The following is a 12,692-nucleotide window of genomic DNA, read 5'->3' as shown; positions in this document are numbered from 1 at the left end:
GCTAAGAACTCGAGGTCAGGCGTGCAACCTTTACCGTTCCGGCAATTGCCCCGAGAGCTACACTACGGACATGGGACCGAAAGAGTCGAATGCCGGATTTGTCGACTTGCACAACCCGGGTGGATTGGTGCTGATCGTGATCGCGTTTCTCTTCCTCATCGGGATCACTATCATGGGCGCCGCGTTCTTCAAGGCCGCTCAAGAAAAGGACAAGGAAACCCGCGAGCGGCTGAAGAAGGCACAGAACGACTCAGGCAACCTCTGAGGGGTACGCTCAGGATATGGCCTCGGCCGAGCTACAGCGTCTTTGGAAGTTGGCCCGCATCGATACCGGTTTGGTGGAGATCCGAAAGCGGGCGGGAGTGCTGGATGTCGGACAGAAAATCCAGGCCGAGATTCAGCAGTTGGAGACTTTGCTTGCCGAAGTCGGCGGGGAAGCCCACGCTCTCCACGCCGAACAGCGCGATCTAGAGCTGCGGCAGAAGACCATCGAAGACAAGCTCCAGAAGTTCTCTAAGGAGATGTACGGCGGCAAGCTGGCAAGCTCGCGCGAGATCGAGAACATGGAGCGGGAGATCGAGTCGCTCAAGCGACAGCGTGACCGGGAAGACGAGCGGCTGCTGGAGCTATTCGAGCTGGTCCCCCCCGCCCAAGCCAAGGCGAAGAAGATCGAGGATCGCATCGCGGATGCAAAGACCCGACTTGCCGCCCGAAAGAAACAGGCTGTGTTGGACAAGACCGCGCTCGAACAAGAATTCGCGCGGTTAACCGCCGCCCGGCCGGAAGCGGTGAAGGGGATCTCACCGATCTTGTTGGCCAAATACGAGGGGCTTCGTCAGAAATCGGGCGGTATTGCGATGGTGGAAGTGAACGGATCTTCTTGCGGAGGATGCGGAACAAACATCGCGGAGCGAACGTTGCAGGCCCTGAGAGAGGACAAATTAGCGACATGCGAAGCTTGCCACCGAATTCTGTATTTCACAACAGGGGCGATCTGAAGCGTCGCTCGATACTGGCGATCGCGGCGGTATCCCTGCTTGCCGGTTGCGCCAAGTTTCCGAGCAATCCGGCGGCGAACTCCAATGTGACCAAGGTGATCATCCGCGTCCAGGTCGCGGGGACGATCAATCCAAATTACGTTTACGATGTGGCGATCCGGTCGAGTGCGGACCCGAACCCGACGACCGACCAAGCGAAGGTGCCGTCGCCAACCCTGGACTCGAGCAGCCCGAACGGGCGTATGGCGGGATCGCCGACCCATTTCGTCGAGTTCAACGCGCTGACTTCGCAGATCGAGCCGTTCTCGCTTTACCGCTTCGCCACCGCGGCGGAGATTCCCAATCCAACCGACCCGTCGAACTTAATCAACCTCGCGCACTGGACGCAGGTGACCGATCAGCGAATCGTGACCTTCGAGCCGGTCACCCCCGGTTCGAGCAATACGCTCGCGTTCACGCTCTACATCAACCAGATCCCGGATACGCTGAACAGCAACGCGAATCCCCAAGCTCTCCAACTGAACTTCCTCACCATGAACCGCCTCTCGAACCAGGGGGCGGGAAATCGGGTGATCGACTCGCTGGGCGACAACCGGAGCCCCGGCGGACCGAACCAGTTCATCAAGATCGACCTGCGGTCAAATCTGACGTACGGAAACGCGGGTGGCCTGCCCGGGTCGGACCTTGAGCCGACGGGAGACTGCGCGGATCCGGATCTCGACATCGTCGGGTGGACGGTCGAGGTGCAGCGCCCGTAACATGGCTCCCCGCGTCACGATCCTGCTGACCTGCTACAACCATCTGAGCTACCTTCCGGCGGCTCTCGAGGGGGTGCGGGCGCAGACGTTTCGAGACTTCGAGATCCTCGCGATCGACGATGGATCGACCGATGGTACGCGGGAGTGGCTCCGGGATCAGCCGGATATCCGGTGCGTCTTCAATGAGACGAACCTGGGAACGTACGAGACGCTGAACGTCGGCCTGCGGCTGGCGCGCGGCGAGCTTATTGCCGTCTTGAACGACGACGACCTTTGGGAGCCGGAGAAGCTGCGTCGTCAGGTGGAGCTCTTGGACGCTCACCCGGAGGTGGGGCTGGTGCACACCGGCGGCTACTTCATCGACGGCTCCGGAAATCGTACCGCCGGGAATCCGCTCGGCTTCGCTTTTCCACGATTCGATACCGGCGACATCCTGCTCGGCCTGGTCTACGAGAATAAAATCATCGCGAGCGCGGCGCTGGCAAGGCGAGCATGCTTCGACCAATTGGGCGGATTCAATCGCGATTACTTCGGCTCCGGCGACTGGGAGATGTGGTTTCGGATCGCCGAGCGATGGCTCGTCGGGTTCGTGGACGAACCGTTGACGATGTACCGGGTCCACGGCGCCAACGCCTCCCATAAACTCGAACGGATATGGCGCGACGACCAGAAGCTGCGCGAATGGATCGCCGAGCGGCTAGAGGAGGTTGGGGACCGATTTCCGGCCGACGACCTTCGGCGCGCGAAGGCGTTCAATCAGGCCGCTCTGGGAACAATTTTGACCTTGAACGGGGAGCCCGCCGCCGGTCGGGCCGCGTACCTTCGCTCGATTCGGCTCGACCCTCTCCGATGGAAGTCCTACGCCCGCTGGATCGCCACGTTCCTCGGCCCCAAGACATTCCGAAAGATGCTGTAACCTCGCCCATACGCCCAGGGTTCATCGGCAGGGTGCCGATGCTACGAACACCGAACGCCTTGCATCAACGCATTTATTTGGATCACGCCGCGACCACGCCGCTCTCGGAAGCGGCGCGGCAGGCGATGACGCCTTGGCTGAACGCAGGGAACGCGAGCTCGCTTTATCAAGAGGGGCGGCAGGCGAAGGAGGCGATCGACTCCGCTCGCGAGGCGGTGAGCGAGGCGCTGGGCTGCCTCTTCGCCGAAGTGATCTTCACTTCCGGCGGCACCGAGGCGGCAAACCTGGCGATCATCGGGCTCGCGCTGGGGAACGAAGATCCGGCACGGAATCGGGTGCTGCTCGGCGCGGCCGAGCACCATTGCGTGCTGCATACCGCCGATGTACTTCGGCGACTCGGATATTCGGTCGAGCTGGTGGGCGTCGACCGTGAGGCGCGGCTGGACATGGCCGATCTGGGGCGAAAACTCGGTCCGGACGTCTTGCTCGCCAGCGTGATGCATGCCAACAACGAGTTGGGATCGATCAACCCGATCGCTGAAATTGCCGACCTGGTCCATGGTTGTGGCGCCCGGCTGTACGTGGACGCGGTGCAGACGTTTCGGCGGCCGGACGCGATTCCGCTCAAGTGGTCGGTGGACGACCTCCGGGCGGATCTGGTCTCAGTGTCCGCCCACAAGGTGAACGGGCCGAAAGGGACGGGCGCGTTGTACGTTCGCGCGGGGACGAAGATCAAGGCCCTTGTGGGGGGCGGTGGTCAAGAGCGCGAGGTTCGGGGCGGGACGGAGAATGTGGCCGCCATCGCCGGATTCGGTGCGGCGGTGCGTCAGCAACCCGCGTCGATCGACCCAGAGTGGTGCGAACGGCTCCTGACCCGGCTGGAGGGCTTAGGCGCGGTTCGCACGGTTGTCCATGGCCCCTTCCTAAGTAGCCATGTCCACGTTCGGTTCCCGGGCATCGACGCGTCGACGCTCTTGATCGCGCTGGACAGAGTCGGAATCAGCGCGAGTAGCGGAGCGGCTTGCAGCAGCGGCTCGATAGAACCGAGCCACGTTTTACTGGCCTGCGGGTACTCGCATGGCGAGGCCCGGGAGGGGATCCGGCTCACCATGGGGGCCGGCACCGAGCTGTGTCAGCTCGACGAGGCCGCTGAAAGGATCGACGGGGTCTTGCGTCGCTTTAGAGGCTAAGCCCGTGTGTCACGACCGTCCTGGTCGTGTTAAGGGGCCAAGGGCTGGAAGCCCTTGGGACCCACTGGCAAGATGCCAGTGCCACTTACTTGCCGGGCATGATTTCTGACTCGTAAACGGGGCGGCCGTCTACGAGCTGGACTATGGTGATCGGCTTGTGCGGCTCGCGGGAGCCCTGGGAGTAAGAGATCGTGCCGGTGACGCCGACAAATCCGCGGGTGGCGGCGAGGGCGGCGTGTAAGGAGCCTCGGCCCCGGCGAGCTTCGGCATCGGCGACGAGCCGCAACGAATCGTAGGCCAAGGCGGCCGACGCGGAGAGCGGCCGGTGGCCCCACCGCTTTTCGTAGTCGTTTACAAAGGATCGGATGCGTGGCTCGGGGTGGTCGTAGGCGACGTGGGTGGTGAAGTAGACGCCTCTGGCGTCAGCTCCGGCGATTCGGGCGAGGTCCGGGGTGTCGAATCCGTCCCCGGAAAGAATTGGACCGGCAAAGCCGCCCTTGCGCGCCTGCTTCACGAGCGGGCCGGCCATTGCCGGCATTTGGGCGAAGTACGCCGCCTCGGGAGCATATCCGCCCCACCTAGAAGTCGTCCCTCCCATCGCTCGGAACTCGCGTTGAAAACCGGAGGAAATCGCCCGCGGGTAGTCGTACCTGTTGTCGGTCGATACACCGACATCCCGAGCTCCAAGCACCTTGCGAGCGAAGTCCGCCATGGCGGCGGCTTGCTGGTCGTCTTGGTAACAAGCCATAAACGCATAGTCGCCGATCTTCTTCGTCAGACCGGGCAGCGTCGCACCGGAGGTCACGAATGGAACCCGATGGCGTTGGGCTGCCCGTCCGACCGGAAGCGCGAAATCCGAATCGTAAAGTCCGGCCACGGCGTCGATGCCGCCCTTGGCGAGCAACCGGTCCACTTGCCGCCCGAGCCCTTGCGGATTGCTCTTGCCGTCCACTAGGACCAGCTCGATGCGCCTTCCATGAACTCCGCCTCCGCGATTGATCTCTTCCGCCGCCAGCCGCATCCCCCGCCACCCCGGCGCATCCACCGACGCCATCGATCCACTAAGGTTGAACGCCGCGGCGATGCGGATAGGAACGGCAACTGCAAGAAGCGCGAGCATGAGGAGATTGTAAGGCTTTCGGAAGGCGGAAGGCGGAAGGCGTTGGGGCGTTAGGCGCTGAGGCGTTGGGCGTTAACCCCATTTAGTTCCATTCTGCTAACGAGGCTGTGTCCCAACGCCTAACGCCCAACGCCTCAACGCCGAGCCCCCTCAGGTACCTTTCACCCATGCCCCTGCCCATTGAGGACCTGACTCCGCGCCAAATCGTGGCGGAGTTGGATAAGTACATTGTCGGCCAGAACGCCGCTAAGCGCGCGGTCGCCGTCGCTCTCCGAAATCGGTACCGCCGACAGCAGCTACCGGAAGCGGAACGCGAGGACGTACTGCCGAAGAACATCCTCATGATGGGCCCGACCGGCGTCGGCAAAACCGAGATCGCGCGGCGTCTTGCCCAGCTCGCCCGCGCCCCATTCGTCAAGGTTGAGGCGACCAAATTCACCGAGGTCGGTTACGTCGGCCGCGACGTGGAATCGATGGTTCGCGACCTTGTTTCGGTCGCCGTGCGGCTTGTCGAGAAGGAACGGTACGAAGCGGTGCGCGAGGATGCCGAGCGGGAGGCGGAGAACCGCCTCGTGGAGATGCTCGACGACACGCCCGCCGTGTGGAACCGATATCAGACCAGCGTCTTCACCGGCCAGGAAGAGCCCGAAGAGGTCGATTGGGAAGCTGAGGAGAGGGAGCGAGAGCAGCGCCGGGAGGAGATCCGGGCGAAGCTCCGATCGGGTGAATTCGACGACCGGATGGTCGAGATCGACGTCGAGGAGTCGAACAACCCGTTCCTCCAAGTCTTCACGCCGGGCGGCATGGAGGAGATGGGGATCGACACGAACCAGCTCGGGGGGGCGTTCGGCGGAACCAAGCACTCGACTCGCAAGAGCTACGTTCGCGAAGCCCGCGAGGTGTTGATCGAGGAAGAGTCGAAGAAGATGGTCGACCGGAGCAGCATCCAGCGCGAGGCGATCAACCGGGCCGAGCAGTCGGGAATCATCTTTTTGGACGAGATCGACAAGGTGGCGGGAAAGTCGGGCGGAAGCGGTCCCGACGTCTCTCGGGAAGGGGTTCAGCGCGACCTGCTGCCGATCATCGAAGGGTCAACCGTCGCCTCTAAGTTCGGTTCGATCCGCACCGACCACATTCTCTTTATCGCCGCCGGCGCGTTCCATATGTCCAAGCCGAGCGACTTGATTCCGGAGCTTCAGGGACGCCTCCCGATCCGAGTGGAGCTAGAAAGCCTGAGCCAAGACGACTTCCGCCGCATCCTTCTCGAGCCGAAGAATGCGTTGACGAAGCAGTACGTGAAGCTGTTGGCGGTGGAAGGGGTGGACATCTCGTTCTCTGCCGATGCCATGGACCAGATCGCCAAGATGGCCGCCGAGGTGAACGAGAAGACGGAGAATATCGGCGCCCGCCGACTTCACACCATGATGGAGCGCCTCCTCGAACCAGAGCTATTCGACGCCCCTGAGACCGCGGTCAACGTCCGCTTCGACGCCGCTCTCGTCGAGCGCCGCTTAGCCCCATTTGTCCGCGAAGCGGTCACCAACCGTTCGATTTTGTAACCCCATCCGGAGCCCCCTCTCCCTCCTTCGGATGTATGTGCCGAACGAGGGAGAGGGGGTTGGGGGTGAGGGAGTCCGGAAAGTGATGTTTGATGTTTGACCGGTGATGTCTGAGGACCTCCGGTCCGATGGTCATTAAGAACATTTGTTTGCCCGAGGCCGGGTATGCGTACCGGGTGCCTGCGGCCTTTAGCGGAAGGGACGGCGACGAATGAGGTCGCCACTTTCAGGGCTCGGAGGTTTGTCGGCGCCTCTACCCAGGGGCTCCGCTCCGCTAGGCCCTTCGCTGTAGGAGTTCGCGCTTTCAGCGCTGATGCGGGGTTTGGCAACTACATTGGGTTCCAGAGTTTAGAGATTGGCTGTAAAGCCACAGGCTATGGTCAACCCAGAGAAGGGAAAGGTCAAGCTAATCTGCAAATGGACACAAAGACAGCGCCACGCTGGAATTGCGAAAATTGCCCCTTTCCTCTGCGGAACTGGTACAACCAGCCAAGAGGAAAGCAAGGATGCGACTTCGAGCTGTTGTACTAATCGCTTCGCTAAGCGCCATTGGGGCCGCGCAGACCCAGGTTGAGTCGGTTTTTACGCCGGATGAGAGGGACGCCGTTCTCCGGTACTGGAGCGACCCGAATCGGTACACCGTATCGATCCCCGACAGTGCCTTGGAAAGGGGGCTGTGGCAGGTGCGGCTCACTCCGGAAGGGTCGACTTGGCTGTGGAATTACAACAAGGCGCGCAAGGTAAGCGCGCCGCCGACGGCCGACGCGCAGCCCGCCAACGACGAGCAGAAAGGATGGGAGGCTTGGGTCTCCGCCCGCATCGCCCGAGACCGATGGCTGGCCTGGCAACAGGCAATCCGCAGTAACCAGAAGGTGCTTGGCAAACCGTTACCGGTGGTGGATAAAGACACTCCAGCCACGGAACCCGCCGATCCGGGGCCAATCCCCCCGACCCTCGCTGCTCTTGCCGGAAATCCTCCCGCGTTTGCGGCGGCGGTCGTTCCGATGCAGCACGACATCCGATTCGACGATGCAAGCCTGACCTACCAGGACAACTTCCGGATCTGGAATCAGCGCTATCCGTACTACCGGTATGGCCAAGGGGTCGCATCCGGGGGGACGGCCGTAAAGTCCATCCCTTCGGATCGCCTCGATCACCTTTTCCGCCTCGCGGGGATTTCCGACGCCGAGGCGAAGGTGATGCGCTCGGTCTCGATGCTGGAAGGTGGTTTCGATTCGATTAACACGTACGACACCGGCTTCGTCTCGATCGGGTTCATCCAGTTTGCTTGCTTGAAAGAAGGTGCGGGGTCGTTGGGAGGAATGCTGCTCAGCTACCGCGCCGCCAATCCGACCCAATATCAAAAAGATTTTCGCGATTTCGGCCTCGACGTCACGCCTACCGGCTCTCTGGCGGTCTTGGACCTCGCCACCGGAGCCGAGCTGCACGGGCCGGACGCGGCGAAGAAGATCATCGACGACAAGCGTTACATCGCAGTCTTCCAACGCGCGGGTCAACGGAGCGACCCGTTCGTTGCCGCTCAGATCAAGGCGGCGAAGACGATGTACTACCCCGGCGACGACCCTATCTCCGTCACCCTGGAAGGTCAGACCGTCACTGGCAAGGTGAGCGACGTGATTCGCTCCGAAGCCGGAATGGCCACCCTGATGGACCGGAAGGTTAATACCGGCAGTATCGCCTCGTTAGGCTCCGTCCTGAACGAGGTAGTCGCCACCGTCCGGCCGAAGTCGCTGGCTGAGCTCGCGAAGTACGAGTACGAGATCATCGACCGGATGCGCTATCGCACCAATTACCTCGCCGATTCCTCCCTTTCCCAACCCACCGCCTCTCGGGTCTCCAACGGAGCAAGCCGTGGTGGCGGCCGCCGGCGCGGCGGAAAGCATCGGCGTTGACGTCTCCGCATAGGGGGCGTCAAAGCGCGACCGAGGTCGCGCAGTCCCAAGGCGCTTCGCGCACCACCAAAAGGTCGGAACCCGTTCCGTGCCTCTCCTTGTCCAAGTCGTGATCGGTTACGAGGTCTTAGATTCAGGATTTCCAAAGGAGAAAGGACATGGCTACTAACGTTGTTGGGCTCTTCGACACACACGCACATGCGGACTATGCGGTTCGCCAACTTATCGCTTCGGGCGTCGACACGCAATACATCAGTGTCGTCGCGGCCGACCCGGGTGGGGTCGTCCGCAAGGAGACGATCGACCAATCCGGCAACTTGGCCAGCGCGGGCGCAGTTTCCGGTGCTACTTCGGGCCTTTTGGTCGGCGGCCTTATCGGTCTGCTCGTTGGCGCGACCACGTTGGCGGCGCCGCCGGTCGGCTTCCTCGTGGCCGGGCCGCTTGCTGGCCTGATCACGGGTGCAGGCGTCGGCATGGTGTCGGGCGGGCTACTCGGCGCGTTGATCGGCCTTGGTCTGCCCGAAGAAGAGGCACACATTTACGCCGAGAGCGTGCGGCGCGGCGGCACGATGGTCACCGTTGAAGTACAGGAGGCGGACCGCCTTCGAGTGGAGCAGATCCTGGCGATGGCCGGAGCGGTGAACGTGCAAGAGCGGGCGGCCCTTTACCGCCAGAACGGGTTCACCGCCTACGATCCGAACCTGCCGGTGTACACGCCGGAGGAAGTGGCTGCGGAGCGCGCCCGCCTAGGAATCGTCCCGGCGGCGGTTCCGACGACGGTGGTTACCGATCCGGGCGTACCCGGTTCGGCGGTCGTCAGCACTAGCACGGTCCCACCGGCCGGCGGGGCCACGGTAGTCGAAGAGACTTATGTCGTTCCCGACTCGATAGAACCGGAATTCCGAGCTCACTTCGACCGCACCTACGCGGCGTCGGGTTCGTCTTACGACGCCTTCCGGCCGGCGTACCGGTTCGGAAATGAAATGGCGCACCGCGCCGAGTTCCGAGGCCTGACCTGGGAAACCGCGGAGCCGCAGGCCCGCGCTCTCTGGGAGCGCAGCAATCCGGGAACCTGGGATCGGTACCGGGACGCAATCCAAACCGGCTGGTCGCTGGGTGGGACCCGGGTGAGCAACACCGGAGCTTCGCTCATCTAGGGGAGAAGGGGGTTCAAGATGCCACATTCCGACCGAAAGTTCGTAACCGACAAGCGGGGGGTGACCGGGACGCTGACGACGCGCGTCGTGGAGCCGAACAACGTGGCCGTCGATGCCGAGGGAACGACTTATCTCGTCCCTCGAAAAGCGTTAACCGCCGATGGCGAAACCGGCTACCGCGTCGGGTTCTCGTTCGAAGGGTTGCCGACGGTGCCGATCCATCCGGCGCATCTCTTGAACATGCATGCGATACCAGGTGATATGAATATGGATTTACCACCAGTACAGCCAGATTTGGCCTCGCCGCCTTTTACCGATCTCGATCGGATGGTGGAGGTCGAGGATGTCGAGATCGAGCGAGTCCCGATGGACGAAATACTCGACACGGCGCCCGAGGTAAGGCAGGAAGGGGACGTCACGATCATCCCGGTGGTGGAGGAGTTTCTCGTCGTGCAACGAAAACTTCGCCTCAAAGAGGAGATCCGGGTTACCAAAACCCGCCGGAGCGTCCCGGGGCGAAGCTCGGCCTTCGTGGAAGAGCCGGCCAATCGTGCCCATTTGGCGTAGTTGCGAACACTAGGCAATAGGGCCGGGTCCAACATCTGCGGCCACGCGTTGCCGGGACCGCTTCAAAACCAAGAGGAGAAACAAACTGTGGCAACCACAATTGTAGGATTGTTCGACGACCGGGATACCGCGGAAACCGCGGTCATGGATTTAATCGCCGCCGGCTTCGATCGCCGCCGCGTCAGCGTGCTCGCCGCCGATCCGCGCGGCGAGCTTTACCGGTCGCATATCCGCGAGGACGGAAACTTGTCGGGTGAAGGGGCCGCTACCGGACTCACTTCGGGGGCGGTCGTCGGCGGTTTGCTGGGGTTGTTGATCGGCGCGGGTCTGATCTTCGTTCCAGCGGGCGTGATCGCGGCGGGACCGATCGCCGGTCTGATTGCCGGCGGCGCGGCGGGCGCGGCCACCGGCGGCATCCTGGGTGGCCTGATCGGACTCGGCATTCCGGAGAGCGAGGCGGACGTATATGCCGAGAGCGTGCGCCGCGGGGGCACCATCGTGACGATCGAAGCGGACGAATCTCGAGCCGACGAGGCGCACCGGATTCTCGACCGGGACGGGGCGGTGAATGTCGAAGACCGGGCGGAGTCGTACCGGCAGGAGGGATTCTCCAGCTATGACAGCGAGGCGCCGGTCCTAACCGACGAGGAGATCGCCCGCGAGCGGGAGCGAAACGCCTTGACGACGGGAGCGATCGACGAAGCAACGGCGGCGAGGGTCCGGCGTTACACTCAAGGAAGCCCCGGCACTGGCTCAGGCGCCTACGCGGACAATCCTCCTCGGGACGTGGACTACATGGACCACACTCCAACGGGAGTTCCTAATAACCAACCGGGAATTCAGACGGGAGGCCATGACTTAGATGGAACGCCGGACACCCGAGGCGTTACCGAGAAGATCGCAGATGCCCTTACCGGTGACAAGTACGACGACAAGACGGGCAAACGGATCGACTAGAGGACCGCTGGTCTCCAGACCGGCTCTTCCGGACTCCCTCACCCCCAACCCCCTCTCCCTCGTTCGGCACGTACATCCGAAGGAGGGAGAGGGGGCTCCGGACGACCGGCCCCGCCCCACAATATCGCTGTGCAAAAAGCCCCATTTGATATACATGTGGCAATGGACCGCATTCGGGAGGCGGTGCGCCCGTATCCAAAGGCGGCGATGTTCGAGTTGAGGGACCGTGGCTTCGGCTCGCCGTTCCACCAGCTCATTGGGTGCATACTTTCCATCCGCACTCTCGACGAGGTCTCGCTGCCCGCCGCGATCCGTCTTTTCGAACAAGCTCCCACCGCGGCCGATGTCGCGAAGATGTCCGTCGCCCAGATCGACGAACTCATCCGAACTTGCTCGTTTCACGAGGGGAAGGCCGCGCAAATCCTGGAGATCGCCCAGATTGCGGAAGAACGCTTTGGCGGAGAATTGCCTTGCGACTTTGCCGTTCTAACCTCCTTTCGAGGCGTCGGCCCTAAGTGCGCGAATCTCGCTCTCGGCGTCGCCTGCGACCAAGCAGGGATCGCGGTAGACGTCCATGTTCACCGCGTCACCAATCGGTGGGGCTACGTGGGGGCGCCGACACCGGAGCTAACGATGACGCAGCTCGAGGCGATCTTGCCGAAGAAGTATTGGATCGAGATCAACGCCCTGCTCGTGCCGTTCGGCAAACACATATGCACCGGCCGCGCCCCTAAGTGTTCCACCTGCCCGGTGCTCGACATGTGCCGCCAGGTCGGCGTCACCTCCCATCGGTGACGTGTAGCACCTTCCTGAGCTTGCCAGTTTTGGCGATCGAACAACAATCTAGGATCGCGTGCGGTCGAAACAACTATGCGACCGGATGAAGACATCGCTTTGGACGACGCGACGTATTACGGATCGGCTGCTCCCCTCGTGCCTCCATCGCCCGATTTGGAAGTCGTTCGCCAAGCGGCGATGGGTTGTCGGGCTTGCCATCTTTGGCGGCTGGGGACGCAGACGGTGTTCGGAGAGGGAAGTCCTAACGCCCGGATCATGTTCGTAGGCGAACAGCCGGGGGATAAGGAAGACCTCGCCGGGCGGCCGTTCGTGGGTCCTTCCGGCGAGTTGCTGGCGGCTGCAATGGAGGAGGCGGGGATCGCCCGTGACGACGTTTATATCACTAATGCGGTGAAGCACTTCAAATGGATTCCCCAAGCCGGGCGCCGACTCCATCAGAAGCCGAACGCCCGCGAGATCCGTGCCTGTCTTCCCTGGCTGGAGGCGGAGCTCGCTCGCATCAAGCCGAAAGCGGTCCTGCTTGGAGCGACGGCGGCCCAGTCGATCTTGGGCTCGGACTTCAAGCTGACCAAAAACCGCGGCCGCTTCGTGGAGAGCGATCTCGCCCCCTATGTCCTCGCTACCTTGCACCCTTCGGCGATCCTGCGAATGCCCGATCAAGAGTTACGGGAGGCTTCTCGCGAATCGCTTGTCGAAGATTTGCGTTTGTTGGCCGCCAACGTCGATCGGCGTCCACGGGGTTATGTGGCGTAGCCCCAA

13 protein-coding genes are annotated in these 12,692 nt (G+C 62.5%); 12 read left to right on the top strand and 1 reads right to left on the bottom strand.

Features of this window, described 5'->3' with window-relative positions; genetic code table 11:
* Window positions 1-70: 70 nt before the first annotated feature.
* The 5 genes from OP10G_RS03650 to OP10G_RS03630 are packed head-to-tail and all read left to right on the top strand — an operon-like array spanning window position 71 to window position 3,862.
* The gene (locus tag OP10G_RS03650) at window positions 71-265 is read left to right on the top strand and encodes a hypothetical protein (protein ID WP_025227237.1); all 195 of its coding nucleotides are present in this window, start codon (window positions 71-73) and stop codon (window positions 263-265) included.
* A 16-nt stretch (window positions 266-281) separates the two neighbouring features.
* Window positions 282-998 carry a zinc ribbon domain-containing protein gene (locus OP10G_RS23905; protein WP_025227238.1) on the top strand — a complete coding sequence of 239 codons (717 nt, stop codon included), beginning with the start codon at window positions 282-284 and terminating at the stop codon, window positions 996-998.
* Window positions 950-1,756, top strand: a complete 807-nt coding sequence (locus OP10G_RS03640) for a hypothetical protein (protein WP_025227239.1) — start codon at window positions 950-952, stop codon at window positions 1,754-1,756. Before OP10G_RS23905 ends, OP10G_RS03640 begins: the two co-directional genes overlap by 49 nt.
* A 1-nt stretch (window position 1,757) precedes the next feature.
* Window positions 1,758-2,672, top strand: a complete 915-nt coding sequence (locus OP10G_RS03635) for a glycosyltransferase (RefSeq protein WP_025227240.1) — start codon at window positions 1,758-1,760, stop codon at window positions 2,670-2,672.
* Window positions 2,673-2,731: 59 nt separating this feature from the next.
* Window positions 2,732-3,862, top strand: a complete 1,131-nt coding sequence (locus tag OP10G_RS03630; RefSeq protein ID WP_227625052.1) for a cysteine desulfurase family protein — start codon at window positions 2,732-2,734, stop codon at window positions 3,860-3,862.
* An 85-nt stretch (window positions 3,863-3,947) separates the two neighbouring features.
* Here the strand turns inward: OP10G_RS03630 and OP10G_RS23900 are convergent, their stop codons facing one another.
* Window positions 3,948-4,982 carry an ABC transporter substrate-binding protein gene (locus OP10G_RS23900; RefSeq protein WP_025227241.1) on the bottom strand — a complete coding sequence of 345 codons (1,035 nt, stop codon included), beginning with the start codon at window positions 4,980-4,982 and terminating at the stop codon, window positions 3,948-3,950.
* Between the two features lie 167 nt (window positions 4,983-5,149).
* Here OP10G_RS23900 and hslU point away from each other — a divergent pair, with 167 nt between their 5' ends.
* The 7 genes from hslU to OP10G_RS03585 all read left to right on the top strand — a co-directional run bounded on the left by hslU (window position 5,150) and on the right by OP10G_RS03585 (window position 12,686).
* Complete coding sequence (gene hslU / locus OP10G_RS03615) at window positions 5,150-6,541, top strand: ATP-dependent protease ATPase subunit HslU (protein ID WP_227625051.1); 1,392 nt, start codon at window positions 5,150-5,152, stop codon at window positions 6,539-6,541.
* A 506-nt stretch (window positions 6,542-7,047) separates the two neighbouring features.
* A complete protein-coding gene (locus OP10G_RS03610) occupies window positions 7,048-8,454 on the top strand; it encodes a hypothetical protein (protein ID WP_025227243.1) in 1,407 nt (468 codons plus the stop codon).
* Between the two features lie 158 nt (window positions 8,455-8,612).
* Entirely contained in the window at window positions 8,613-9,611 is a 999-nt protein-coding gene (locus OP10G_RS23895; protein WP_025227244.1) for a hypothetical protein, read from the top strand.
* A gap of 18 nt (window positions 9,612-9,629) precedes the next feature.
* Entirely contained in the window at window positions 9,630-10,178 is a 549-nt protein-coding gene (locus tag OP10G_RS23890; RefSeq protein ID WP_025227245.1) for a DUF2382 domain-containing protein, read from the top strand.
* A gap of 87 nt (window positions 10,179-10,265) precedes the next feature.
* Window positions 10,266-11,135: a hypothetical protein gene (locus OP10G_RS03595; protein WP_025227246.1), complete on the top strand. Its 870-nt coding sequence runs from the start codon at window positions 10,266-10,268 to the stop codon at window positions 11,133-11,135.
* A 162-nt stretch (window positions 11,136-11,297) separates the two neighbouring features.
* Entirely contained in the window at window positions 11,298-11,930 is a 633-nt protein-coding gene (locus OP10G_RS03590; protein ID WP_052547514.1) for an endonuclease III domain-containing protein, read from the top strand.
* A 75-nt stretch (window positions 11,931-12,005) separates the two neighbouring features.
* The gene (locus tag OP10G_RS03585) at window positions 12,006-12,686 is read left to right on the top strand and encodes a UdgX family uracil-DNA binding protein (RefSeq protein WP_025227248.1); all 681 of its coding nucleotides are present in this window, start codon (window positions 12,006-12,008) and stop codon (window positions 12,684-12,686) included.
* Window positions 12,687-12,692: the final 6 nt, after the last annotated feature.

The sequence above is a fragment of the Fimbriimonas ginsengisoli Gsoil 348 genome (genome assembly GCF_000724625.1).
Taxonomy (GTDB): Bacteria; Armatimonadota; Fimbriimonadia; order Fimbriimonadales; family Fimbriimonadaceae; genus Fimbriimonas; species Fimbriimonas ginsengisoli.
This window is presented reverse-complemented; position numbering and strand designations above follow the sequence as displayed.